Here is a 24,246-nt window from a genome sequence, read left to right on the forward strand (position 1 = left end):
CTCAGCTATTTAACAATGCCTGTGCCAATATGTATTTGGCAGAAAAACCCATTTATGGCAGTAAAAAACAGGAATAAATAGTCAGGAAGTGCTGCCTGATAGGTGACAGGTTGGCATATTTGAGGCGCATCATACGGCCATTCCTGACCTTAAGCGGTTAAAGAGATGGTTTACTCCACCGGATCTATCCAGTTGCCGTCTTCTTTAATAATGTTGATGAGTTCGTCCAGCGCGTTGTCTGTATTCACGTTCTTTTTCACTACTTCTTTGCCACGGTAGAGGGTAATTTTATCCGGACCGGAGCCTACATAGCCGTAATCGGCATCGGCCATTTCGCCGGGACCGTTCACGATGCAGCCCATAATGCCAATTTTTAGCCCTTTAAGGTGGCTGGTGCGGCTGCGGATCATTTGCGTAGTGATCATGAGGTCGAACAAGGTACGGCCGCAGCTTGGGCAGGATATGTACTCGGTTTTGGATATGCGCGAGCGGGTGGCCTGCAATATGCCAAACGAGGTTGAGGTAATTACTTTCGCGGGTAGCAGCGGAGCGTCTATCCAGATACCATCGCCAAAGCCATCAACCAGTAAAGCGCCAAGATCGGTTGAGGCAAAGAGTTGTAACTGGGTATCAAGGTCAGTTTGTCCATTGTCCATGGTCGATGGTTCATGGTTTTTTTGACTTAAATCGTAATCACGCTTAACAATCACCGGTACATCCAGGCCCATTTCCAGCATTTTCAGGAAGAAGGAACGCTGGTCGGCCATGCCATGCAGTTCGGTTGTTTCCAGCACAAATACCAGCGAATGGTCCAAAGGGATGGCGCCAAAAGCATCGGTATCCAGATCGGTAGGAACAACGCGTACCAGGTTAAGCGCCGATGAACGGTCCACATCTGCCGCGATGTATTCTTCCAGGGTGAACAGCGGATGGCATAGCGTTTTATTAGCGAGCTTTTTCCAGGTGTTGTAATTGTACAACTGGCGCAGATTACCCGGCATGTTAAACGATGGCAGCATGTCGCCCATAAACACAAAATCAACCGACTGCTCGGCCATGTTGTATTTATCCAGCAAAGGCGAATAAATATATCCGGCAGCATCCAGCACCGCGGCGTCCTTAAGGTTGGCGTTCTCCAGGTTAAGCACTACACGCGGAACCATGTGCCCGCCTATAAACGCGTTGGCCTCGTAAGTTTCGCGCTTTTTGTATTCGTAGGGGGAGTATAAGTTAGAACGGTTAAAGGTTAAAGGCGAAAGGTTTTCTCTTTGCTTTTCATAGTCATTACCTTTTACCTTTCGCCTTTCATCCTCGGCCCTTAAAGCATAGCGCTGCACTAAAGCTATAGCCACAGGCGCTTCTGCTTCGGGTTCTTCGGTGAGCGATACGCGTACGGTATCGCCGAGGCCGTCCTCAAGCAATGTGCCAATACCCACGGCTGATTTGATACGGCCATCCTCGCCGTCGCCGGCTTCGGTAACGCCCAGGTGCAGCGGATAGTTCATACCTTCGGCCACCATGCTCTCTACCAGCAAGCGGTAAGCCTGTACCATTACCTGCGGGTTGCTGCTTTTCATAGATACCACCAGGTTATAGTAGTTCAGTTCCTCACACATGCGGATAAACTCCATGGCACTCTCTACCATGCCCTGCGGGGTATCGCCGTAACGGCTCATGATACGGTCGCTCAGCGAGCCGTGGTTGGTGCCTATGCGCATGGCAGTGCCATATTCCTTGCAAACACCCACCAAAGGTTTAAACTTCTGGAAAATGCGTTCCAACTCGGCCTTGTATTCGAGGTCGGTATAGTCTATCTGGTCAAATTTCTTTTTATCGGCATAATTGCCGGGGTTCACACGCACTTTCTCTACTATGCGCGCGGCTACCTCGGCGGCGTTGGGGGTAAAGTGAATATCAGCCACCAGCGGCACGTTACAACCCCTCATGCGGAGCTGTTTTTTGATCTCGGCCAGGTTGTTGGCCTCTTTAATGCTTGGCGCGGTAATGCGTACATATTCGCAGCCGGCGTTAACCATGCGGATGGTTTGCTCTACGGTACCAATGGTGTCCATGGTATCGGTAGTGGTCATGCTTTGTATGCGGATAGGGTTGCTGCCGCCCATAGGCACATCGCCAATAAATACCTCGCGCGTAACAAAGCGCGAATAATCTGTTAACGAATTACAATATTTACCGGGAAGCACTTTAACAGCATCAGCATTCATGCAGGCGTGGAATTAGATAAGCACAAATTTACGAAAGAAGTTTAGAAGTTAAACGTTATTAAGTAGTATGATGTTCTGGCAACATTTAGTTAAATTTGAATATGGCAACGCAATTTGTAACCGATGATTCTGAACTAACAGATGAATATAAAGAAATGATGGATGCGATGCTGCAGCAGATAGAAAATGGAACAGCAATGTATGTATCTGCGGATTATATCGAGAATAAGTTTATTCCTGAATGAGATACGGTTTAAAGTACAGGCGGCATTACAAGAGGTATTTCAAATAAACAAACAATAGTTGTAACGTTTGTGTGCATTTACACGTTTTTTGGTAGTGTAAAGGCTATATTAGGGCTTTACCAATAAGCGATGATGAAACGTTTTGTACCCCTTATTTTATTCGCCGCCTTATATTGCAGTTGTAATAACGACCAGCAAAGTACTGATAAACCTCTTAACCAGTCGGCTACTTTGATACAGCAGTTTAAACCGATCATACAGGGCGTTTGGGTAAAGAAGGATTATATAAAAAAGGTGAAAAAAAGTAAGTCGCCGCTGGAGGCCGCCGAAAGGAGCAAGGGCATTACCCTGATGCTGATAGACACCCTAAAGATGAGCGGCGAAAATATTGAGGTGCCACTTATACGCGATAACCACGAAGCAGGTAAGGAAACGCTGACCTTTGAGCCGGGACGCAATACCACCACCATTATGTTTGGGAAAGATGAGCTGAGCTATAAACTCAAAAAAGACACCACGCTTATCATCTACCATTACAATGCCGATACCCGCGAAACCGATCTGAACCAGTACATTAAAGTATCAGACAAAGCACCCGCATCCGGCTTTGCAGCCGGCATGGACGTGGCTATTAACCAGGCCATCATCGCCGGCCGTTACGAGGGTACCGATGCAAGCGGAAAAAAAATAGCGGTAACTTTTACCGACGACGGTAAAGTGAGCGGCCTGCCGGGTTTAAGCACCTATTTTGTACAGAACTACTTTGGCGCGCATCCCGAAAGCGGGCACGATGAGTTGATATTTAACCAGGGTGCCCCGGGCCAGAAAGTCTACTCGTTCATATTGCACAAAAAAGCACTGCGCTTGTATAATGATGCCGCGCAGATCAAGTCAAACAAGCCTTCATTTACGCTTAACCGTAAAAGGTAGGTAACTTAGGCCTGGCTATCCAAATATTTGTAAATGGCTATAAGGTCCTCGTCACCATGTTGCTCCGCGGCCGCTTCAAAGGTTTCCAACGCGGTTTTGCCCAGTGGGGTGGTCAAACCAATATCCCGCGATAGTTTCAGGTCTTTCAAAATATTTTTCAGGCTGAATGCCGGTTTAAAGTTGTCGTTTACAATGGCCTCGCCTTTTAATTTGGTATAGGGGTTAGCAATAGCGGCATTACCCAAAAGCTCCAGTAATACCTGTGGTTCTATCCCGTTGTTTTTTGCCAGGATAATAGCCTCTGCCAGGCCTTGTGTATAAAAGCTTAATAAGGTATTAATGGCCAGCTTTGCGGCATTACCTGCACCGGTGTCGCCAACATTTACAGCCAGTTTACCCATGGTTTCCAATACCGGTTTAACCTTTTCAAATACGCTTTGTTCGCCACCAGCCATTATTACCAGTTGTGCGGTTTCGGCCTGTTTTACACTGCCTGATACCGGCGCGTCCAAATAGCTTAAGCCATGTTGCTGGCAACTTTGCGCCATTTCTTTACTGATGGCCGGCGATACCGTACTCATGTTGATGATCACTTTTCCCTCGGCTTTAGCGGTTAGCAAACCATTCTCTCCCTCAAAAATATCACGGATGGCCTTATCATCTGTCACCATAATCACGACCACATCTGATTGTGCCAATAACTCTTTAGGGCTTGATGCGGTATTTGCGCCCTGCTCTTTTAACCCCGCCTCTTTATCTTTACTGCGGTTATATACGGTAAGCGGGTAACCTGCTTTAAGCAATTGCTGCGACATTGGTGTTCCCATCAGGCCGAGGCCTATCCAGCCGATCTTTGTTGTGTTCATAAATTATGATGTAATTACGTGGTCGTCGAAATATTTCTTAACTAACAAATTAATAAACCGTTTTAAGTGCGTTTCGTTTAAAAAAACGTTAGACCAGTTTTCAAATCTTTCGCATTGCACACCCAGGTAAAAGATATACATGCTAACGCCCAGCATCGGGATCAGGCGGCGCTCTTCGGCGTTAATAGGCGAGATGCTTTCATATCCTGCTAAAAAGCTATTCAGCTTTTCGTTACGCTCCTCTTCAACCTTTTCTGTGCTGTAAAGTTGCAGAATATAGTAGGCAATGTCTAAACAAAGCCATCCGTTACCGCAAAAGTCAAAATCAAACAGTGTTACCTTACCATCTGCGGTGATATTCATGTTATCAAACCAAATATCCATATGCACCGCGCCTTTTCGCAATTGGCTATCATTTGCGCCGGCCCATAGTTTAATCAATTCTTCCCGGGCAGAAAGCATCCATTGCATCTCGTCGGAATTTGCCGGCAGGAAATTCTTTATTTGCTCTACAGATCTTTGCAGCATTAATTCTGCCGTGTAGGTAGTTCGTTCAAGCGGTAAATGCTCCGTCAATCGATGTATCTCAGCCATGGTCCGCCCAATGGAGTAGTGGATATTTGCCGGAAAGTTCAATAGTTTCTCACCATCGGCATAAGTGAACAATACACCATAACGCATGCCCTCGGGAGCATGTATTTCCTGAATGTAAATGCCGCTGGTATCGGGAAGGGCATAAGAAGCGGGTATTTGGTTATTCTTTAGCAGATCAAGCAAGCGCAACTCTTCTTCAATCTCCAGCCTGGTGCGCCAGCCAAAACTATAAACCCTGAATATATATTTCTGCCTGTCCTGGTCATTGATCAGATAGCTGTGGTTAACGCCTGCCTTCAGCAGTTTGCAGGTGATACTCGTATTTAAACCGTACGCATCCTGTACAAATTGCGCTAAATGGTTGGGCGAAATAATAGAACTGACAACAGGGAAAGTATGCATAGCTTTAAATAATGGGGGTACAAAGAAACAAAAAACGCCACTGCTTACAGGCAGTGGCGTAAAATATTTTAATATCAGGTTTATTCCCGTGCTATTTCTTTTTGCTGGTCTCGGTCACCTTCTGCTCGGCTTGCTTTACCTCGTCCTTTTCGCTAAGCGGCATTTCGGTGTGTAGTTTTTTCTCCGATTCTGTTAGCGGTTCTGCGCTGTCTTTGCCTGTTTTTTTATCTTTTGATGATGACATAATGTTATACCTCCCTAAAGAAATAACTTTACGGCTTTACAAAAAGTTTATAAAAAGGCTAATTTTAAAGGTGTTTAAACGCGTATTAGGGCTTGATTTTTCTCAACTCGGTTTTTATTTCCTGCAATTGTTGCTGTGCCTGCCTGTTCTCCAGATAAAAATAAATAGCGCAGGCTAAAAATACTTTTCCTAAAATAAAAACCGCCGCGAATACCCATTTCCATGCTTTATGTATGCGCATGAAACTCGATTCGGCCTCTACCTCAATATATTGCTGCCCGTTGTCACGGCCAGTGCTTCGGGGATTGGCTTCTTCTTTTTCGATAAATGGCTGCACGTGTTTGTTGCGCAGCATAATTTCATCAATGCTGTCAGAAATTTTATCCCAGGTACGTGCGGGTGGTTCAACGGCCATGTGCCTGGCCAGGTGTTCCATATCGGCTTCCAGCTCCTGTAATGCCCTACTCACTTCAGGATACTCTGTTTTCATACGCATCAACTCCTCTACTTCTTTTTCAGATGCAGAGCCTGTTACGTAAGCCTCCAAAATGCCGCTGTTAATGTACTGCTGTATCATTTACGGTTACTCCTGATTATGTTGAACGATTGTTTTAAGATTTGCCTTATGGTGTATTCGTCCTTGCTTAATTCATTAGCTAATTGCGCTATGCTTTTGCCGTGATAGTGTAAACCGCAAAAAACAAGCTGCTGTTCCTCATTCATCAAACCGGTTACCCTGTTGGCAGGTTGCACGGCGCGATCGGTAATAGTATTATGCACCTGGCACAACTGTTTACGGGCATAACTCTGTAACCTGCAATAAACACTGCCATTATCCGGGTTAAAAATATCCTGGATATCATTGGCTTGTAAGCCGGTGAAAATATCGATCAGATATTTTTCCGCCACAGTTCTGTCTTTAACTACTTCAACAATATAACCGAGCAGCATGCCGCTATAGCTGGTGTAGAGCGACTGCTTTGCTTGTTTAATTGAAGGTAAAGAAGTTTCAGTGTATGTTAACTGTTCTTTCAAATTAAAACCAAGTTAGTTAGTAAGGGATAGTCAAAAATATTTAATATTATTTAAATAATATCACATCCACCTTGCTAAAAAATACAGCGATAATTATTAATGGATTGCATCCCTTATTTGCTCATGCAACGTTAAATATAGTTAAATTGGTGGTTAAAATGCAAGGATAATTTTCTTGAAACGTAAATTTACTTAATGAGATTATTGCTGGTTGTTTTAATGGTGTGTTGTACATTATATGCGGCACAAGCCCAAAGCTCTGTGCAGGGTAAAGTTATGGAATACCAAACCCGAATTGCTTTAAGAGGAGTAAGTATTGAAAACATAAACAACCACCACATAGTAGCAAATAATGCCGACGGCAGCTTTAGCATCTTGGCAAAGCCGGGTGATCTGGTAATATTTAAAGCGCCAGCCTACCAGCCTGATACTTTATTGATCACCGGCACGCGGTCCGTAGAGGTTTTTCTCCAGCCTGTTACGCATATGCTGAATGGGGTTAATGTTACCAGCACCACTACCAGCAATATGAGTACTTATTACGACCCGCAGTTTCATGGGCAGCCGGTGGTTTACGCGCGCGATAAGGATTTGAATTTAAAAGGAGGGATTGTATGGCGTATACATTACTGGAAAAAGGATCAGAAAAAGAAAGATAAAATAGCGGCCCTTGAACAGCGCTATGCATTAATGGAGCAGATAGACAGTGTGTTTCAGCCCGAGAACCTATCTCAATACATTACCCTTGGCGAAGCGGATATGAAAAACTTTATAGCCCTTTATACACCTACTCCTGAAATGGTGACATCGAAAAAGTTTGACCTGGTCACGTATCTGAATGATTGTTTAAAACAATACCGGGCGCTGCCGCCAGAAAAGCGGCAGCCGCCACCCGACTTGTTTCCAGGCGCTAACCCTTAAACAAGGCTACGCCGCTGCCAGCTTTAAAAGCTTCGCCGAAGGCGTCTTTTAATGGTGTGGTAAATTCCGGAAATTTATCTGCATGGTTTTGCATATAGCGGCTTGCTACAGAGGTAACCAGCGCGGCGAAGCCTCCTATCAGCATGCCGTTAAGCATACTTTGCCTGTTTTTGCGGAACACGGCCGCTCCCGCGAAAGCGCCCGCGGCCACGTGCATGGCTATCTTGTTCAGGCCGGGAGATTGGTTATGGTTGCGTTCGGCAACCTTAAGCACCTTTACCGCTACCGTAGTAACGGGTGCCTGTACAAATTTAAAAACGGGGTACGGCAATATCGGCGAAACACCATCATGGTAGTAGTGGCCCGCTATAGCCGGGGCCGCGCTCGCACGTATGCCGGCCAGCGCTCCTAAGCCTATGGTTTGCCAAATGGGTTTGGTGTTGTTAAGCATGGGCATGTATGTTTGCCCTAACAACAATGGCCGCGTAAGTATGGTTTCGCTAAAAGCTAAATGTTATTACAACCTTAGCATGGTTGTAAACATTAACCTGTTACATCGCCCTTTTTAAGCTATCCTGTTTGGCCTTTTCGCGTTTTTTGAAGAAGCCACGTAGCAGGAAGTTGTGCTGTACGGCCTCCAGGTCGTCGTTTAGTTTAACAGAGCTTTGCTGTAAGTAGTTAAGCGTGCTTTTTACCTGTACGGCCATTTTGGGGTCGTTTAACAGCACACCCAACGCGTTATCTGTAGTGTTAAGCTTATTGCTGGCCTTGTTCAGGTTATCAGTAAGGGTGGTGGCATTGGCGGCAGCTTCCTGCAGTTTGGTTACTGATGCGCGGATACGGTTAAACGTAATGGTATCGGTTAACACATTATCGGCGAAGCCACCCTTGGTATTCATTTTCTGGCTAAAGGCGTTTAACTGCATAGACATTCTTGTGGCGTTTTGTGTAGCAGCCGCTAAATTGCTCATGGTTTGTTTAAGCTGGTTGCCCATGGTGCTATCTGCCAGGAGCGCGCCCACTGTACCTTTACCTGCCAGTATCTGGTGGCTCAATGCCTTAAAATCGGTAGTAATGGCCAGCAGGTTCTGGTTGTTCTGTTGCAGGGTTTTCATAATGTCGTCCGTTGATAATAAACTTTCAGACTGCAGTACGTCACCATCCTGCACAATGGGGGCCTGCGGACTACCGCCGTCGATCACGATGATCTTATTACCGATAAAACCGTCGCTGCTGATACGCACACCCGCGTTGCGGTGTATGTAGGGCTGGGTAGCGGCGTCAACACTCATGATCACATCCACACGGTGCAAGCCGGTGAACTTAATGTCTTTAATGGTGCCCACCTTAACGCCCGAGAACCAAACGTTGTTACCTTTCTTTAAACCGGCAACATCGTTAAATACCGAGCTGATGTGTATGCTTTTAACAAAGGTTTTTTGCGAACCACCGAGGGTGAGTATGGCCAGCACAAAAACGGCTACGCCTAAGAACACAAATACGCCTACTATTATTGATTTTCTATTTTCTGCTGCGTCCATATCAATGGGGATACTATTTCTTATTCTATAAAATTATAATCGTAAAAAGGTTTTACACGGGCATCATCCGTAGCAAATACCTCGTCGAACGAACCTACCCGCTGGAACTGCCCGTCGAGCAGCATGGCCACCCGGTCGCCAACCATTTTGGCACAGGTAAGGTCATGCGTAATAATAATGGATGAGGTGTTATAGCTTTGCTGCACCTCGTTGATGAGTTCGTTTATCTCGATACAGGTGATGGGGTCCAACCCGGCTGTAGGTTCATCATACAGCATAATTTCGGGGTTGAGGATGAGCGTGCGTGCAATACCGATACGCTTGCGCTGCCCGCCCGACAGTTCAGACGGCATCTGGTTAATGGTTTGCGACAGGCTTACGGCATCCAGCACCTTGTGTACGGCATTATCAATTTCCTTGCGGGTAATGCCCTTGCGGTTACGTACCAGCGGGAACTCCAGGTTCTTGCGCACCGTCATACTATCATATAAGGCGCTGTTCTGGAACGAGAAGCCAATGCGGATGCGCAGTGCTTCCATCTCTTTCTCGGTAATGGTGGTGAGCTCGTTGCCCAGCACATTAATGGTGCCGGCATCCGGGTATAACATGCCCGATATCAGCTTAATGAGTACCGATTTACCTGTACCCGAGCGACCCAGCACCACCAGGTTCTCGCCCTGGTAGAGGTCCAGATCAATACCCCGCAGTACGTGGTAATCGCCGAACGACTTTTGCAGCCCCCTGATGCGGATCACCTCGTTATTCAGATCGATATTTGCCTTTTGCTTTTCCATTATCTTCTTAGCGGAACCATCCGGCTATCTGTACAATTAAAACTTCTTCAATAAACACCAGGAACATGGCCGTTACCACCGCGCCGTTGGCCGCTTTACCCACGCCCTCGGTACCTTTGGTAGAATTATAACCCTGGTAGCAGCCCACTATACCAATGGTGAAGCCAAACACCACCGCCTTGGCCAGCGATGCCCATATATCCACAAAGGTGATAGGCTCAAAAGCCTGCTCAATAAAGGTAGCGTAGCTGGTGCCCTCGTTCTGGTTAATGTTAAGGTAACCGCCCAGCAAGGCAATCAGCGCTGTATAGGTGGCCAGCAGCGGTATGGTAAAAGTGGTGGCGATAACGCGGGTACACACCAAAAATTTAAACGGTTTGGTGCCCGATACTTCCATAGCATCTATCTGTTCGGTTACGCGCATGGAACCCAGCTCGGCACCAATGCTGGAGCCTACCTTGCCTGCCGCTATCAGCGCGGTTACCAATGGGGCCAGCGCTTTAAGCACGGCAATGGAAACCAGCGACGGCAGCCACGACGTAGCGCCGAAATCTGTTAACGATGGGCGGCTTTGCTTGGTAAAAATGACCCCGATTATAAAACCCGTAAGCGTGATGAGCGTGAACGAACGCACGCCGGTCTCATAACATTGGCGTACCACTTCCCTGAACTCGTAAGGGGGTACAAATACCTCTTTAAAGAACCGGATAATGAAAGCATACACCCGGTACAACATCAGGAAGAAGCTGATCACGCTATTCTTAACTTTTGTTAGCCCCGAGGGCTCTTGTTCTGTATGAGATTCTATGCTTTCCATTAATTGGGCAAAGGTATAACTTAACTGAAATATAGATACCGGTATTGACCGTTTTGTTTTAAAAGTTAATCAGTAAAATGTAATAATTGGGGAGCACTTATAAACGCAAGTAACTTGCTTACGGTTTTTTGGTAGGGAAAGTTTGTTGGAGAGGCAGGCGGGGGAGTGGTTGACTGTATCGAGAAATAATTGGGGGAATTGGGGGGCGAAAGTGCTATGGTGCTGTTTGAGCGGCAGCACCGTAGCAAACTTAAGCTTTTGTAAACAGGACAATCGCCTCGACATGACCTTCACCAAGCGGTGTATACAGATAGATAATTAATCTTCACCTATAAACTTCCCGTCTTTAGTTCTTCTTCGTCGCTCTGCTAAAGGAATCCATGGTATACCATTATCTAATTGTCCTTTGCACCAAAGGGCTGTGATTGTCATTGTTGGAATATTATATGGAAACAATACCATTGCTTCGGCTCCGGCGTAACCTAGTTTACACGTTGCAATTTTCCCAGCTGATTTTCCTTCATTTTTTAACAACTGTTCGCCAATTTTTGTCAAGTAGTCTTTAAGTTGCGGTCGCTTCTCATGATTAAATGGAGAGTCTCCACCACTGAATATTTTTTCGGAACTTTTAAATAATTTGTTGATATGAATATGTATCTTATCAGGATCGAAGTTCAAATGCTCTTTGAGCATCATACGAATTTTTTCTTCAGTACCTTCATGCCCTACGATAAAACAGAAATGTATTTCAATTTTCTTTAGTTTTTGTTTCGCTTCTTCTGCCGCTAAGGCTGAAACGTGTCTTTCATTTAGATTCATTTCAGGCGGAAGTTCATTGAGCTTATCTAGTAATTCTGCTAATATATTTAATAGTTGTAATCCGGAATTTATATTATCGTCATATATGACGAGTACATCTGACTTAATCACTAATGTGTCGTTCAGTTCTTTCGGTTCTAGTTTATACTTCTCAAATAACTCTCTTAAATTGTAAGATATACGACCTCCACTATCCGAAACGGCACCTAAGTGTGCAATGCCTATATTTAGACTATCAGGAATCTTACTTAAGACCTTTGTCAATTCTACCTCTAACATTGGCTCATCGTATATATTAAGATTTTTAAGAAAGATTAAACCTACTTCTTGTAGTTCTTGCGGAAATTGATTTATGAAGGTGGTTATTCGATTTATAGTAATCCTTTCTTTTTTTAAGGATTCAAAACCAGTTAATTTTTCATGTATTATCTTAATGTTTTCCGCAGCGTCAGCTTTTTTAAGATAATCCGATACATCTCTAAGTTCAGGAAGTTTAGAATAATAGCCGTCGATAGTCAATTTTTTCTTGTACTCAGTTATTGTTTTGAAAGTACTGTTTGAAATATTACCTTCCTGATTAAAAACCTTTCCGCTTATTTCAAAAATAACTTTCTCTGCTGCCAGGCCCAAAACTGGAGCAAATTCACAATCCGTAAATACATAGCCCAAAGCCCGATTCTCCTCATAATAGATAATAATTTTATCGAGTGGGATGGTCCACTTTAAGGGCGACAAGGATGGCCGTTCAAAAAATAGTGATTCTTGCCCTTGTTGTATACTCTTAAAGCGGAGTCTTGGTATATCAATTATTATTTTCTCTAGTTTGTCAGGCCTGATTTCGATTTTTAGAAGATTTGCAATTATCATTACTTCCTGCTTCGTCTTCAATTCTAAATCTACCTCGTTAAATTGATCGAAGAAGTTTTCTATTTTCTCTGCGACATCGGAATCATGTGAAAGTGATTCTGAAAAACTATTTATTTGTCCGAAAGCAAACGCTCTTGAATAAAGTAAACGACTATCAATGCTTCTAAGGTCTTGATTTTGCTGATTACTTATAAAGTTTTTGGTTGCAAAGAGTCCTTCTTCGCTGAATAGATTATCTAGTAATCCAGGCTTTTCGATTATGCTCTCGGTTAATTTCAACCAATTATGCGCCTTTTGTAATTCATTTATCGACTGACCAGTTGTATTCTTTGATAAAGACTCCAAATATTTTGACAATTGACTTTCAGCAGCGCGTACCTTTTGATGTAAATAGACCTTAACATGAAGCGCGAGTCGTGCGATACAAAATTCTTCAAATACAAATTGTCCACCTTTAGAAACTCCTAAAATTTTGAATTGCTTATCTGCATCAAATTGCTTTTTCAAGTAATCAAGATTTTTAGGTAACTCGAAAGATCTAACATCAAAAACGTTTAGTTTACTTAAAATTCTGTCAAGATCAATTTCTAACTTTATACCTGTATAAAGTTGCTCCCTGGCCATATAATCAATCTTATCTGCATCTAACCCACCACTTATTAGCTGGGCTAAAAATACAGTACTAGGATCATCCTTCACAGGCATGCCTAAGATGAATAGGCAGCAGTTTTCCAGTATCTTGGCTATATCTTTTGGCTTGAAGATGTTAAGTTCGCTTATAAAATCGTGAAATGCTTTAGAGCCAATTATAGATACTGAAAACACTTCAGCAAATGGGATTTGCTTTTCACTATTTAAATGCTTTGTAAAGGCATTTTGAATGGTTTCTGCAGAAGGATAAGCATTTGTTCCAACTAAATTGTTAATTACTCTTTCAGAACAATGACTAAATAAACAATGCCCTATGTCGTGTAAAAGTGCGGCTAACCTTACTGAATCAATGTATTTTTTAGTAATAACGCTTAAGTCTAAATCCGTATTGATTCGATTATAATTTTCGATAAGTTTATTTATGATTTGATTCAGTCTGCCTACAACGCCCAAAGAATGTTCAAATCGAGAGTACCCCAGAGAAGGGAAGACTAAATACGCAAGGCCAAGCTGTTTTATCTTTCGGATTCGTTGATATAAGGTCGTATCTATTATTGCAACTTCTAATGGAGTAAGATATATGTAACCTAATAATGGGTCTGCAATAATTTTAGGGGTAAGAGTTTCACCGTCGCCGTGTCTTCCTGACTCTAAATTAGTTGACAAGAATTCAGCAATTCCCTGATAGAAGGGTACTAATTGTTCGTCCTTTGGCATCCAGCTTTGGACTAACTTGTTAATTTCCAATGTGATTTAGTTTAGTTAAAATAAGATTTTGAAAATTAAAAATTTTTAATTTAGAAATCAAAGGCTAAAATCATTTGATCAGTCAATTATAACTATGTGTAACTCTTAAGTTATTTAACCTTAAAGTCGACGATTAATTGAAAACATTATCTTAGTTCATTATAGATTTAAATATGCATAGACTGCTCAGCTTCCACACCCTCTGCCTATCGCTAATCCTTGCGGCTTTCAGCCTACCCGCTGCCGCCCAGCTATACAACCCTTCCGACGGGCAGGCTACTAACCAAACGCGGCAGTTGTATTACAGTATGCAGCGCCTGGTAGGGGCGGGCACCATCTTTGGCCATCATGATGATACGGCCTATGGCGTGGGCTGGTGCTTTGTTAAGGAGCAGTCGGACGTGAAGAGTGTTACCGGCAGCTACCCGGCACTTTACGGCTGGGACCTGGCAAAAATTGAGCACGACAGCATCAGGGATATCAACGGCATCCCCTTCAAATACCAAAAGCAACTGGTTAAGGAAGCCTACAGGCGGGGCGGTATCAATACCTTTTGCTGGCATATGGATAACCCCGCCAATGGTAAAACCGCCTGGGATACCAGCATGCGCACGGTTAAAGAGCTGCTGCCCGGCGGCACGGCGCACGCTACCTATGTGCAATGGCTGGATAAGGCCGCCGCTTACCTCAACGAACTGCGGGGCGATGATGGCGAGCCGATACCCATCCTCTTCCGTCCGTTCCATGAGCTTACGGGTAACTGGTTCTGGTGGGGCGCCAATACCTGCACGCCCGATGAGTTTAAGCAACTATGGCGCTTCACTATTGACTACCTGCGCCAAACCAAAAAGCTGCACCAACTGCTGGTGGTATTCTCGGAGGCCGACTTTAACTCGGCGGATGAATTCATGCAGCGCTATCCCGGCAGCGCCTATGTGGATTTTGTGGGCTTTGATAATTACTGCTACAAAAATGTGGATGATTATAAACGCAACCTGGATAAACGGCTGGCCATTGTAGATACCATTGCCGCGCGCGAGCATAAGCTGGCCTGCCTACCCGAAACCGGCTACGAACAAATACCCCAAGCCAATTGGTGGACCACCGTTCTGCTGCCCGTGCTGCAAAAACACAAAACCTCTTACGTAATGGCCTGGCGCAATGGCCGGCCCGATCATTACTATGTGCCTTACCCCGGCCAGGTAAGCGAGGCCGATTTTGTACGGTTCTTTAACAGCGGTGCCGTTATCTTCGAGAACCGTTTGGCGCAGCTGGGCGTTTACGGGCGGTATATTTTACGCAAGTAATTATCTGCCGCCGCCCGCGCTTGGGTCGTGCGGTAGTTGGTCGCCGCCGTTATCACGATCTTCCTTGTTTTTATCCTTCGCGAATTCCAGCTTACCAAACTTGTAGCTCAGCGTAATACCGAACGACTGGAAAGGCAACTGCCTCAGGCTCGACTGGTTAAACGTTGGCCCCTTGGTGGTAGAGTACTGGTTAATATAATTGCTGAAGGGGTTGGTAGCCGCCAGGCCTATGCTGGCATTCTTGTTCCAGAACTGTTTGCGCACGGCAAAATTGTAAAAGAAAAATTTGGGGCGGTTACCCTGCAAGGTACGGGTAGATGAATTGTAGTTCACAAAAGCCTCGGCCATAAAATTATTACCAAACTGGTAACTGGTATTGAGGTTAAGGCGGTATTGGAAAGCTTTAACATCCAGGTTGTTCTGGGCGTTATTAGGGTCGATGATGCTATTTTCGCGGTGTATCAGGAAAATGTTGGTACGCAGGTTAAGCTTCTTGGTTACCGGTACCGAGGCGAAGATATTGGTACCGATGGAGGTTTGCGTGCCCAGGTTAATGCGCTGGGTAAGCAATACGTTGGTATACTCGCGGCCGTTTACATCCAGCACGGCATAAGGCGTAGTAAACTGCGAGAGGTCGTCGATATTATGGCGGTAAAAGCCGCCGATGTTAAAATTGGCCCCGCTATCATATGATCGGCTGTAGGCCAGCTCAAAAGCGTTACTTTTCTCCGGTTTAAGGTTGGGGTTACCCGTGCTGATGTTGTTAGGGTCGCTGATGTTAAAGAACGGGTTCACATCCTGGTACTCGGGCCGCTCTATGCGGAAAGAGTAGCTCAGCTTAATGGTTTCCAAAGCATTGATTTTGTGCGATAACACTGCCGATGGCGCCAGGGTATTATAATCGGGAATAACCGTTCCGGGGAAATCTGCCGAGGTTTTGGTGTACTCGTTGCGCAGGCCCACCTTAACATCCAAAAAGTTCTTGAACAGCGAGGTAGATGCCGCCGCGTATACGGCGTAAATATTGCGTTTGTAATTAAACGCGAAGCTTTGGCCGGCATTGTTCACATAACTGCCATCGGCCAGCAGGCTATCGGTATTGGTTACGTTGGTTAATTTTTCAATGATGGCTTTGGCGCCCGTTTCTATATTAAAAGTTTTGGTTACCGGGTGGGTATAATCAATAGATATGTTGATCTGCCTGTCGTTACCCGGGTTGTTGCCGCGCGCGCCGGTGGCGGGGCTGTTCAGGTTAAGGTAATCCAGTTGCTGGGTATAGCTGTTGATGTTTTTACCGTTGCTGCTGGTAAACAATACATCCAGTTCCTGCCCTTCTTTGCTAAAACGTTTCTTGTAATCTAAACTGTAATCAACCGAGTTAGCGCTAAACTTGCTCGATGAGTTGCGCAGGCTCAGGATATCCGATACGATATTGCCCGTGGCCCCGCTCATGAGCGATTGCTCCTGGTTGGTAAGGCCGCTGCTGTTGTTACCAAAATGGTCAAACCCGATGCTGGCGGTCAGATCATCCTTAGGGGTGATGCTCCAGTTAAAGCTCAGGCCCGATTGGTAGCCGCTGCGCTTGGTATCGGCGCTTCCCTTTTGCAGCAGGTGAGTCATGTCGCCGTTGGGCAGGGTAGTGGTACGGTCGTTAGTGTTTAAGGCGGTGGTGTTCAGTTGCGCCCGCCCGCTGAAAAAGGCATTCACCCCAAAGTTACCCTTGCGGGCGTTGAGGTTAAATGAGCCGTTTTCCTGGCGGGTACCGGCAGTAAGGTTTACGCTGCCGTTTACGCCCGATACTTTGCTGTCTTTTAAAACAATGTTAATGATACCTCCGGTTCCAGCGGCATCGTACTTGGCGCCGGGGCTGGTAATTACTTCAATATTTTTGATCTGCGTGGCAGGTATGGCCTGCAGCGCGTCGGCCAGGCTGGCCCCAAAAATGCTGCTGGGCTTGCCATTAATAAGAAAGCGGATATTGGCATTGCCCTGTAACTCTACATTGCCATCAATATCAACCGTTACCTGGGGTACTTTGCGCAGTACATCAATAGCCGCGCCGCTCTGTGATGAAAGGTCGTTTTGCGCGTTGTACACCATCTTATCAATCCGGTTCTCAATTACGGGTGCGCGGGCCACAATGTTTACCCCTTTAAGCTGGTTTTGGTTAGGCTGTAAATTGATGGTGCCTAAATCAGCGGTACCACCATCTTTAACTATTACGTGTGCTATTACAAACTTTTTGTAGCCTATAAAGTCGGCGGTTACGCGGTAGTCGCCAGGGGCTATGCCGGTAAGGCTGAAATTTCCTTTTTCATCGGTGCTGATACCATTAAAAGGGCTGTCGCTGCCTTGTTTAAATACGGAAATGGTGGCGTAATCAACCGACTGCTTAGTAACGGCGTCAACCACCTTACCGGTAATCTTACCTTTGCCGCCTTGCGCGGCAACATGTAAAGCAATAAATAATAATATAAAAGATAGGAGGGATTTATACATGGCTGGCTTTGTAAACAGGGGTGCAATATTCGCAAGAAAAGTTCAGATAAATAAGGAGGTTTCGTAATTGTTACAAAGGTTAAACGCTTGCAAAGCAATAGATAACACCAGCCTTTGACTATTTGACTAAAATGAAATTTTGGTTAAATATGTTTCAGTAGTTTTAATAAAATTTCGTTTTTGAAAAATATTTTGATACTTTCCGGCCTGGAGTTTTGAAAAATATTACAATAAAAATACATTTTATGTAAGTTATTGCTATCTTCAACGTTTTATCCCTAATATGAAGAAAACAGATTTTATCTATTCGCAGGAGTCCGAGCCACACCGTATCCGAACGAAAAAAATATTAAAGCAGTTTCCGCAGCTGCGTACGCTCATCGGTAAAAACCCGAATACCATATGGGCCATTTTAGGCATCGTTTCTTTCCAGATCGTATTAGCCTGGTTACTTCGCGACCAATCATGGTGGCTGGTTTTTGGCGCAGCCTATTTATTAGGTGCCTTTGCAGACCATGCCTTGTTTGTAATGATACACGAGTGTACACACCAATTGTTGTTCAAAAACCGTAACGCCAACAGGTGGGCCGCTATACTTTCAAACCTGCCACAGGTAGTGCCAACGGCTATGTCGTTTGAAAAATATCACATCAAGCACCACTCATTCCAGGGTATTCACGAGCTGGATGCCGACCTGCCTAACCGCTGGGAAGCTAAACTCATCAATAACTCATTTCTGGGTAAGGCCGTGTGGCTGTTGTTTTTCCCGTTGTTCCAGATATTCCGTTTGTCGCGCCTGCGCGAGATCAATCCGTTTGATAAATGGATCGTGATCAACTTTGTGGTACAAATGGCCTTTAACGTGGCTATATGGTATTTTATGGGCTGGCATGCTGTAGCTTTCCTGGTAGCCAGTTTCTTTTTCTCAGTGGGCTTGCATCCGCTGGGTGCACGTTGGGTACAGGAGCATTACCTTACACATGGCGAGGAGCAGGAAACATACAGCTATTATGGCGGCCTGAATAAGGTGGCCTTTAATGTAGGTTTCCATAACGAGCACCATGATTTCCCTTCTATTCCATGGAATAAACTTCCGGAGATAAAAAGGACCGCGCCGGAGTATTACGATACACTGCACGCGCACCAATCATGGACAAAGCTTTTCTTCAGATTCTTATTTGATAAGGAGATATCTTTATTTAACCGCATATTGCGCAAAGAGAGGGGCAAGGTTACGCTAAAAGATGTATCCAAGCCCGATGCTGAAATGGTAGTTACCGAAAAACAGCATTTTGTAGTTGCTGACTAACTTAACTAAATATGAACGGCCTAAAATAATTTAGGCCGTTTTTTGTTATAGTAGCTTATGGTCAGGAAACGCGCGCTTAAAATAGTAGTGCCATTGGTGGCCTTGTTATTTGTGGCTGCTTTTGCCAAACACCGTTTAATTGACGGGAAGATACAGCAGGCCGGTACGCTTAAAAGCAAGGATATGGACGAAACATCGGGCATTGCGGCATCAGCCGTAAATCCCGGGTTGTACTACGTGCATAACGATAGTGGCGACAGCAGCCGCTTTTTCGCTATTACCGAAAGTGGGGAACTTAAATCAACTATAAAATTTAAGGGGGATGCGAAAGAACCTCTCGGTGTACGCGATTGTGAGGATATTGCCGTTGGTCCCGGTCCTGTAAAAAGGAAAAGCTATGTATACCTCGGTGATATCGGTGATAATTCGGCCAACCGTAAATTTATTACCATTTATCGCTTCGCGGAAAGTAAGCAATGGAAAAATGCCGGTAAAACAGAGGCAACACCGGCAGTAATTAATTTGCGCTACCCTGACGGTGCCTGGGATGCCGAATCACTGGCGATAGATCCCCTGGATAAATTGATCTATATTATAACCAAGCGTGGCGATAGCGTGCGGGTTTATACTTCGCCGCTGGTACCGCCCGCCGGCGATACCGTTACCTTAACTTTCCGGGCCCGGCTTTTCTTCGCGGGGCTCAAACCCTTTAAATGGATAACCGCTGCCGATATATCGCCCGATGGAAAACACTTTTTGGTGCGCAGCTATGAGAAAGTTTACTACTGGCAGCGCCGTGGAACCGAACCCTTGTGGGTTACCCTGCAACGGGTACCCGAAGAACTGCCATACAAACTGGAGCGCCAGGGCGAGGCCATAGGGTTTACGGCCAATGGTGAGGGCTACCTTACCACCAGCGAAGGCTTGTACGCGCCCATCTATTATTATAAACTACCCGCCCAATAATGTAGCTTTACGGCGTTTTATGGCAATTAGAGGAAATCTATCCTCCTTAACATCAATTTTTTACGATTTTTTTTATTAAAGGGGCAACCTTTGCGCGGTAACTGCCGTGATGTATGCAGATAAGGTAGTAATTTAATAGGAAACTGATACCCGCTTATGGGCGAAGCAGATTTACAACAACTGGTTAAAGGCTGTTTAAATAACGACAGGTTGAGTCAAAAACTGTTGTACAAAACCTTCTATGGCTTTACCATGGGGATATGCCTGCGTTATGCCAATAACCGGTACGAAGCTTCGGAGATCATGAACCAGGGTTTCTTTAAAGTATTTAAAAACCTGGAACGTTACGATAGCGACAAGCCTTTTAAAGCCTGGCTGGGCCGTATAATGGTGAACACCTGTATTGATTATTACCGTTCAAACTTAAAGGCGGCTTATACCGATGAACTGGAAAAAGCCGAGCATATAAATGATACTGATTTTGCAGATAAAAATATCAAATACAATGAACTGCTGGATATGATTGGCAGGTTGCCGCGGGCTTACCGTACCATTTTTAACCTTTTTGCTATTGAGGGCTACACGCATGAAGAAATTGGCGAGATGCTGAACATCAGTATCGGAACCTCTAAATCAAACCTGCATAAGGCGCGTGAAAAGTTAAAGGCAATGGTTTTAGAGAGCGAGCGTGTGCCGGGCTATATCAGCAAGCAGGCTAATTATAATATAACACCAACAAACCCTACAAATACCCCCAACCTTTCTATATCCTTTATTAACCAGGCAAGAAAAAAATGAAAGAGGAGAAAGAAGATAGTATTGATAAGTTGTTTAGCCGCGGTTTAAGCGACCCGGGCGACAACGCGCAGTACCGGGAGGATGACTGGGACCAGATGGAGGCTATGCTTGATGGTAAAAAGCCGCGCCGTAAAATCGGTCGAGGTGTTATTTACATCATAAGCGCCATAGCCGCTATGCTACTACTGGTAATTGGCTGGCTGCTGTACAACAATACCCCTGAAACGCAAACTAATAACACTACCACGCAGGTGGCTGCTACAAAGGAACATCCAAAAGATAATTCCGGTAATTACGGCGCGCCCGCCAGGCAAAGGAAAGATCCCAAAAGTAGTACGCTTTCGGCCGGTAACAGCGCCAGGGGTGCAGCAGAGATGGGCCGTAAAAGTAATTCGTTCTTTACCTTATCTGCCGGGAAGGGCGGCCGTACCACTACCGGAGCACCAGGAATTGTTATACCACATTATATAGCGCCTGTTAATGACGGAGCTACTGCTTCTCAAGCAGGCGATACCTTGGTATATAAAGCACAAGGGCAAAATATGGCTGTTAACACGCCTATTGATACGGTGGTTAACGCGCATATTATTCAAATGGCTGCCGTTAAAAATGCGGACAGTATTATTTATAAGGATAAGAACGGCAGGGAGCTGGTATCAGTAATGGGCGATAATGTTAAGCCCCGCAAAACTGTGGGTACCGCCGTTAGCTATGCGCCTACCTTCGCGGTAAGTGTACTGGCTTCGCCTGATGTAAATGGGGTAGGTGGTTTTAACAATACCCGTGTGGGTACCAACGCGGGCCTGCTGTTTACGCTTAACATGGCAAAATGGAGCATCAGCACCGGAGCCATCTATGCCGATAAGCCATACACGTCATCTTTTTCGCAATATACATCGTCTTATCAGTTCAGCAGTAACCCCACACAAGTAACCGCCAGTTGCACGGTTTTAGATATTCCGCTTAATGTAGGTTATCTGGTTTATCATAAAAACCGCGATAAATTCAGCATAGGTACAGGCTTGTCATCCTACTTTATGCTGCGCGAGAATTATACGTTTACCTACGCACCCAATAGTGTACAGGGGCCTGCCAGTTACAGCATCAGTAACCAAAACCGCCATCTTTTTGGGGTGCTTAATTTAAACGCCACTTACCAGCGGGCCTTGAGCCCGAGGTTTGGCATAGGGGTGCAGCCATATCTTAAACTCCCGTTAACGGGCATAGGCTACGGGCAGGTAAATCTACGGTCGGCGGGCGTGGCCGTGGGCGTCACATGGAATATCTTATCAGGTAAAACACCTTAGTAAAACATGAAATATATCGGTTTAATTTTACTCGCGTGGTTAGGGATTAACCAGGCGGGACAGGGAATCTATGTCTGTAAAAACGCGGCGGTAAGCCTTTATTCAAAGGCACCTATTGAGGATATCGACGCCCATTCTGATAAAGGCACATCTGTTTTAAACACCACTACCGGCGACGTAGCGTTCGCTGTTCCTATCCGCTCGTTCAAGTTTGAAAAATCATTAATGCAGGAGCATTTCAATGAGAATTACCTGGAGAGCGACAAGTATCCGCAGGCATCATTCAAAGGTAAGCTCAATACCATACCCGATGTTAGTAAAGATGGTACCTACCCGGTAACGGCTACCGGCGTATTTGAGGTACATGGGGTAAAGCAAAACCGAACTATTCCGGGTAAAATAACGGTAAGCAAAGGCGCTGTAAGCCTTACTTCCGAGTTTATGGTAGCCTGCAAGGACCATAAAGTAGAGATCCCGAAACTTGTGTTCCAGAATATCGCAGAAACCATCAGGATAAATGTTTCGGCTGTTTACACGCCCTACAAATAAACTTTAACACACACACACTATATGAAAAAATCTCTGATGTTTATGGGCCTGCTGCTATCTGCCGTGGTGGCAACGGCACAAACAACGCGCAAGGATACCACAAGCCATAGTAGTACCGACTCGTTAATGAATTCACTTACAGCGCCTGAAAAGGGAGAGCCGGTTATAGCTACCTTTAAAGCTACCCGCCTTATTTTTACCCAGACCACCGAAACGGTTAAAAAGAAAGAACTGAATTTTATGGTGATACACCGCTTTGGTGATATTGCCGGTTCGGCAGGCGGGGGTAAAACCTTTTTCGGGCTGGATAACTCTTCTGATATCTATATTGGCTTTGAGTATGGTTTAACCGATAACCTGAACATTGGGCTAGGGCGCAGCAAATTTGAGCAGATGATTGACCTGCAGCTAAAATACTATCTGCTACACCAAACTACTGATAATAGTATGCCGGTTGCGATAAGCGTTGTTGGTAAAACCGGGTTTAAGCCTTACCACGTTAACACCAATATTTTTGATAATACACTTAACCGCTTCTCTTACTTCACACAAGCTATTATCGCGCGTAAATTTTCGAGTGCCCTGTCTGTAGAAGTGGCGCCATCTTACGTAGCCAATAACATTGAGTACCCGTTCCTGGTGGGTAATGAGAAACGCTATTTCGCGCTCTCGGCAGCGGGCAGGCTAAAATTCAGCAAGCGTATGGGTATAGTGCTTGATTACTTTCATCCGTTCTCCAGCTATCGCGATAATAGCGTAAACCCTAAATATTACGATGGTTTGGGCGTAGGGCTGGAAATAGAGACCGGGGGCCACGTGTTTACGATCAATTTCAGTAATGCACAAGCAATCTCGGAGATCAATTACCTGAATAATACCACTTCTTCATGGGGAAAAGGGCAGTTCAGGCTGGGCTTTACCATCTCCCGAATATTTGATTTTAACAAAAAGCATCAATCATCTTATTAAGAAAAACGCTATGGACAGACAGGAATTTTTATCGAAACTGGGAATAGGCGTGGCCGCAGTTTGCGCGGGCTGCGCAATAGTGAGCTGCTCAAAAAATACGCCTAAACCAGGCGAAGAACAAACCACAAACCCACCGCCCAACAATACCGGCAACTTATTTACCGCCGACCTTAACAGCGAACTGACTGGTGTGGGAACTTCAAAGGTATCAAACGGCGTTATACTGGTGCGGCTTGCCGCGGCCAATGTGCCTGCTTCATTTACTGCCGTGCAGGTAGCTTGTACGCACCAGGGGGTTGATATTAATTACAGCTCCAACCAGGGGCTGTTTGTTTGCCCGGCGCATGGCAGCCAGTTTAATACTTCGGGTGGCGTGGTGCAAGGGCCAGCTGCCACCGCGCTCAAAAAATATAACATCAGTATTAACGGATCAACGTTAACAGTATCAGCATAAGTGGTGCCAATACAGGCTTTACAGCTCCCTGCAAATAGGGAGCTTTTTTTGTATGCCGGCCTTTCTGCAAACTTAATTAAACCACCCCTGTTGTTTAAATGGACCAACATATAGAATAATGAATGCCTATCAGCAAAAATGGTTATCGGTTTTACAGAACGCGGGTTTAAAAGACTGGAAGATAGAAGCACGCGGCAATGATATTGAAATAGAAATGCCGCACGTAACAGATCTGAAACTAATAAAGGATAACCTGCCGGCTACGCTCGCCGCTATATCATTGGATATTGACCTGCCGCATGAGCGCCTGAAGTTTATTGTACACAACGGTTACGAGAACTTTGAGTATGTGCTAAACCCACACGCTGATGAACTGAACAGGCCGTAACG

Annotated in this window: 24 protein-coding genes; 12 read left to right on the forward strand and 12 right to left on the reverse strand. The window is 45.1% G+C overall.

The annotated features are described in order from the left end of the window. Positions 1-170 precede the first annotated feature (170 nt). Positions 171-2,225 (reverse strand): (E)-4-hydroxy-3-methylbut-2-enyl-diphosphate synthase, encoded by a 2,055-nt coding sequence (gene ispG / locus CKK33_RS06875; RefSeq protein ID WP_095703402.1) that lies wholly within the window; start codon positions 2,223-2,225, stop codon positions 171-173. 101 nt (positions 2,226-2,326) lie between these two features. Here ispG and CKK33_RS19475 point away from each other — a divergent pair, with 101 nt between their 5' ends. Both CKK33_RS19475 and CKK33_RS06880 read left to right on the forward strand, forming a co-directional pair. Continuing rightward, positions 2,327-2,470 (forward strand): hypothetical protein, encoded by a 144-nt coding sequence (locus tag CKK33_RS19475; RefSeq protein WP_158223405.1) that lies wholly within the window; start codon positions 2,327-2,329, stop codon positions 2,468-2,470. 129 nt (positions 2,471-2,599) lie between these two features. Beyond that, positions 2,600-3,400 carry a hypothetical protein gene (locus CKK33_RS06880; protein ID WP_143822917.1) on the forward strand — a complete coding sequence of 267 codons (801 nt, stop codon included), beginning with the start codon at positions 2,600-2,602 and terminating at the stop codon, positions 3,398-3,400. A gap of 5 nt (positions 3,401-3,405) precedes the next feature. On the opposite strand, the gene CKK33_RS06885 is transcribed toward CKK33_RS06880, so the two are convergent. The 5 genes from CKK33_RS06885 to CKK33_RS06900 all read right to left on the reverse strand — a co-directional run bounded on the left by CKK33_RS06885 (position 3,406) and on the right by CKK33_RS06900 (position 6,541). Continuing rightward, positions 3,406-4,266 (reverse strand): NAD(P)-dependent oxidoreductase, encoded by an 861-nt coding sequence (locus tag CKK33_RS06885; RefSeq protein WP_095703404.1) that lies wholly within the window; start codon positions 4,264-4,266, stop codon positions 3,406-3,408. A 3-nt stretch (positions 4,267-4,269) separates the two neighbouring features. Next, entirely contained in the window at positions 4,270-5,262 is a 993-nt protein-coding gene (locus tag CKK33_RS06890) for a phosphotransferase enzyme family protein (protein ID WP_095703405.1), read from the reverse strand. A 91-nt stretch (positions 5,263-5,353) separates the two neighbouring features. Continuing rightward, positions 5,354-5,506, reverse strand: coding sequence for a hypothetical protein (locus CKK33_RS19480; RefSeq protein WP_158223406.1), 153 nt, complete (start codon positions 5,504-5,506; stop codon positions 5,354-5,356). A gap of 85 nt (positions 5,507-5,591) precedes the next feature. Next, positions 5,592-6,083 carry a hypothetical protein gene (locus tag CKK33_RS06895; RefSeq protein WP_095703406.1) on the reverse strand — a complete coding sequence of 164 codons (492 nt, stop codon included), beginning with the start codon at positions 6,081-6,083 and terminating at the stop codon, positions 5,592-5,594. Continuing rightward, entirely contained in the window at positions 6,080-6,541 is a 462-nt protein-coding gene (locus CKK33_RS06900; protein WP_095703407.1) for a sigma-70 family RNA polymerase sigma factor, read from the reverse strand. The genes CKK33_RS06895 and CKK33_RS06900 overlap by 4 nt, the downstream gene beginning before the upstream one ends. A gap of 195 nt (positions 6,542-6,736) precedes the next feature. On the opposite strand from CKK33_RS06900, the gene CKK33_RS06905 reads away from it, so the two are divergent. After that, the gene (locus CKK33_RS06905) at positions 6,737-7,462 is read left to right on the forward strand and encodes a hypothetical protein (protein ID WP_095703408.1); all 726 of its coding nucleotides are present in this window, start codon (positions 6,737-6,739) and stop codon (positions 7,460-7,462) included. Here CKK33_RS06905 and CKK33_RS06910 read toward each other — a convergent pair. From CKK33_RS06910 to CKK33_RS06930, 5 genes are all read right to left on the reverse strand, one after another. Continuing rightward, a complete protein-coding gene (locus CKK33_RS06910; protein WP_143822918.1) occupies positions 7,452-7,919 on the reverse strand; it encodes a DUF4126 family protein in 468 nt (155 codons plus the stop codon). The two genes, CKK33_RS06905 and CKK33_RS06910, sit on opposite strands and share 11 nt — an antisense overlap. 94 nt (positions 7,920-8,013) lie before the next feature. Next, positions 8,014-9,003: an MlaD family protein gene (locus CKK33_RS06915; protein WP_095703410.1), complete on the reverse strand. Its 990-nt coding sequence runs from the start codon at positions 9,001-9,003 to the stop codon at positions 8,014-8,016. A gap of 20 nt (positions 9,004-9,023) precedes the next feature. After that, on the reverse strand, positions 9,024-9,797 hold the full coding sequence (locus CKK33_RS06920) for an ABC transporter ATP-binding protein (protein ID WP_095703411.1): 774 nt from the start codon (positions 9,795-9,797) through the stop codon (positions 9,024-9,026). A gap of 7 nt (positions 9,798-9,804) precedes the next feature. Continuing rightward, a complete protein-coding gene (locus CKK33_RS06925) occupies positions 9,805-10,614 on the reverse strand; it encodes an ABC transporter permease (protein ID WP_095703412.1) in 810 nt (269 codons plus the stop codon). Between the two features lie 318 nt (positions 10,615-10,932). Beyond that, positions 10,933-13,698 (reverse strand): HD domain-containing protein, encoded by a 2,766-nt coding sequence (locus tag CKK33_RS06930; RefSeq protein ID WP_095703413.1) that lies wholly within the window; start codon positions 13,696-13,698, stop codon positions 10,933-10,935. Positions 13,699-13,871: 173 nt separating this feature from the next. Here CKK33_RS06930 and CKK33_RS06935 point away from each other — a divergent pair, with 173 nt between their 5' ends. Continuing rightward, positions 13,872-15,005 carry a glycoside hydrolase family 26 protein gene (locus CKK33_RS06935; protein WP_095703414.1) on the forward strand — a complete coding sequence of 378 codons (1,134 nt, stop codon included), beginning with the start codon at positions 13,872-13,874 and terminating at the stop codon, positions 15,003-15,005. On the opposite strand, the gene CKK33_RS06940 is transcribed toward CKK33_RS06935, so the two are convergent. Further along, entirely contained in the window at positions 15,006-17,504 is a 2,499-nt protein-coding gene (locus CKK33_RS06940) for a TonB-dependent receptor domain-containing protein (protein ID WP_095703415.1), read from the reverse strand. A gap of 283 nt (positions 17,505-17,787) precedes the next feature. On the opposite strand from CKK33_RS06940, the gene CKK33_RS06945 reads away from it, so the two are divergent. The 8 genes from CKK33_RS06945 to CKK33_RS06980 all read left to right on the forward strand — a co-directional run bounded on the left by CKK33_RS06945 (position 17,788) and on the right by CKK33_RS06980 (position 24,244). After that, complete coding sequence (locus CKK33_RS06945; RefSeq protein ID WP_095703416.1) at positions 17,788-18,813, forward strand: fatty acid desaturase; 1,026 nt, start codon at positions 17,788-17,790, stop codon at positions 18,811-18,813. A 57-nt stretch (positions 18,814-18,870) separates the two neighbouring features. After that, a complete protein-coding gene (locus CKK33_RS06950) occupies positions 18,871-19,779 on the forward strand; it encodes a hypothetical protein (protein WP_095703417.1) in 909 nt (302 codons plus the stop codon). 156 nt (positions 19,780-19,935) lie between these two features. Further along, positions 19,936-20,577 (forward strand): RNA polymerase sigma factor, encoded by a 642-nt coding sequence (locus CKK33_RS06955; RefSeq protein ID WP_095703418.1) that lies wholly within the window; start codon positions 19,936-19,938, stop codon positions 20,575-20,577. Next, a complete protein-coding gene (locus tag CKK33_RS06960; protein ID WP_095703419.1) occupies positions 20,574-21,884 on the forward strand; it encodes a hypothetical protein in 1,311 nt (436 codons plus the stop codon). Before CKK33_RS06955 ends, CKK33_RS06960 begins: the two co-directional genes overlap by 4 nt. Positions 21,885-21,890: 6 nt before the next feature. Next, entirely contained in the window at positions 21,891-22,433 is a 543-nt protein-coding gene (locus tag CKK33_RS06965; protein ID WP_095703420.1) for a YceI family protein, read from the forward strand. Positions 22,434-22,454: 21 nt separating this feature from the next. Beyond that, positions 22,455-23,402, forward strand: coding sequence for a DUF5777 family beta-barrel protein (locus CKK33_RS06970; RefSeq protein WP_095703421.1), 948 nt, complete (start codon positions 22,455-22,457; stop codon positions 23,400-23,402). 10 nt (positions 23,403-23,412) lie between these two features. Further along, positions 23,413-23,856, forward strand: a complete 444-nt coding sequence (locus tag CKK33_RS06975; protein WP_143822919.1) for a Rieske 2Fe-2S domain-containing protein — start codon at positions 23,413-23,415, stop codon at positions 23,854-23,856. Between the two features lie 118 nt (positions 23,857-23,974). After that, the gene (locus CKK33_RS06980; protein WP_095703423.1) at positions 23,975-24,244 is read left to right on the forward strand and encodes a hypothetical protein; all 270 of its coding nucleotides are present in this window, start codon (positions 23,975-23,977) and stop codon (positions 24,242-24,244) included. Positions 24,245-24,246 lie beyond the last annotated feature (2 nt).

The sequence above is a fragment of the Mucilaginibacter sp. MD40 genome, from assembly GCF_002288635.1.
Lineage (GTDB): Bacteria > Bacteroidota > Bacteroidia > Sphingobacteriales > Sphingobacteriaceae > Mucilaginibacter.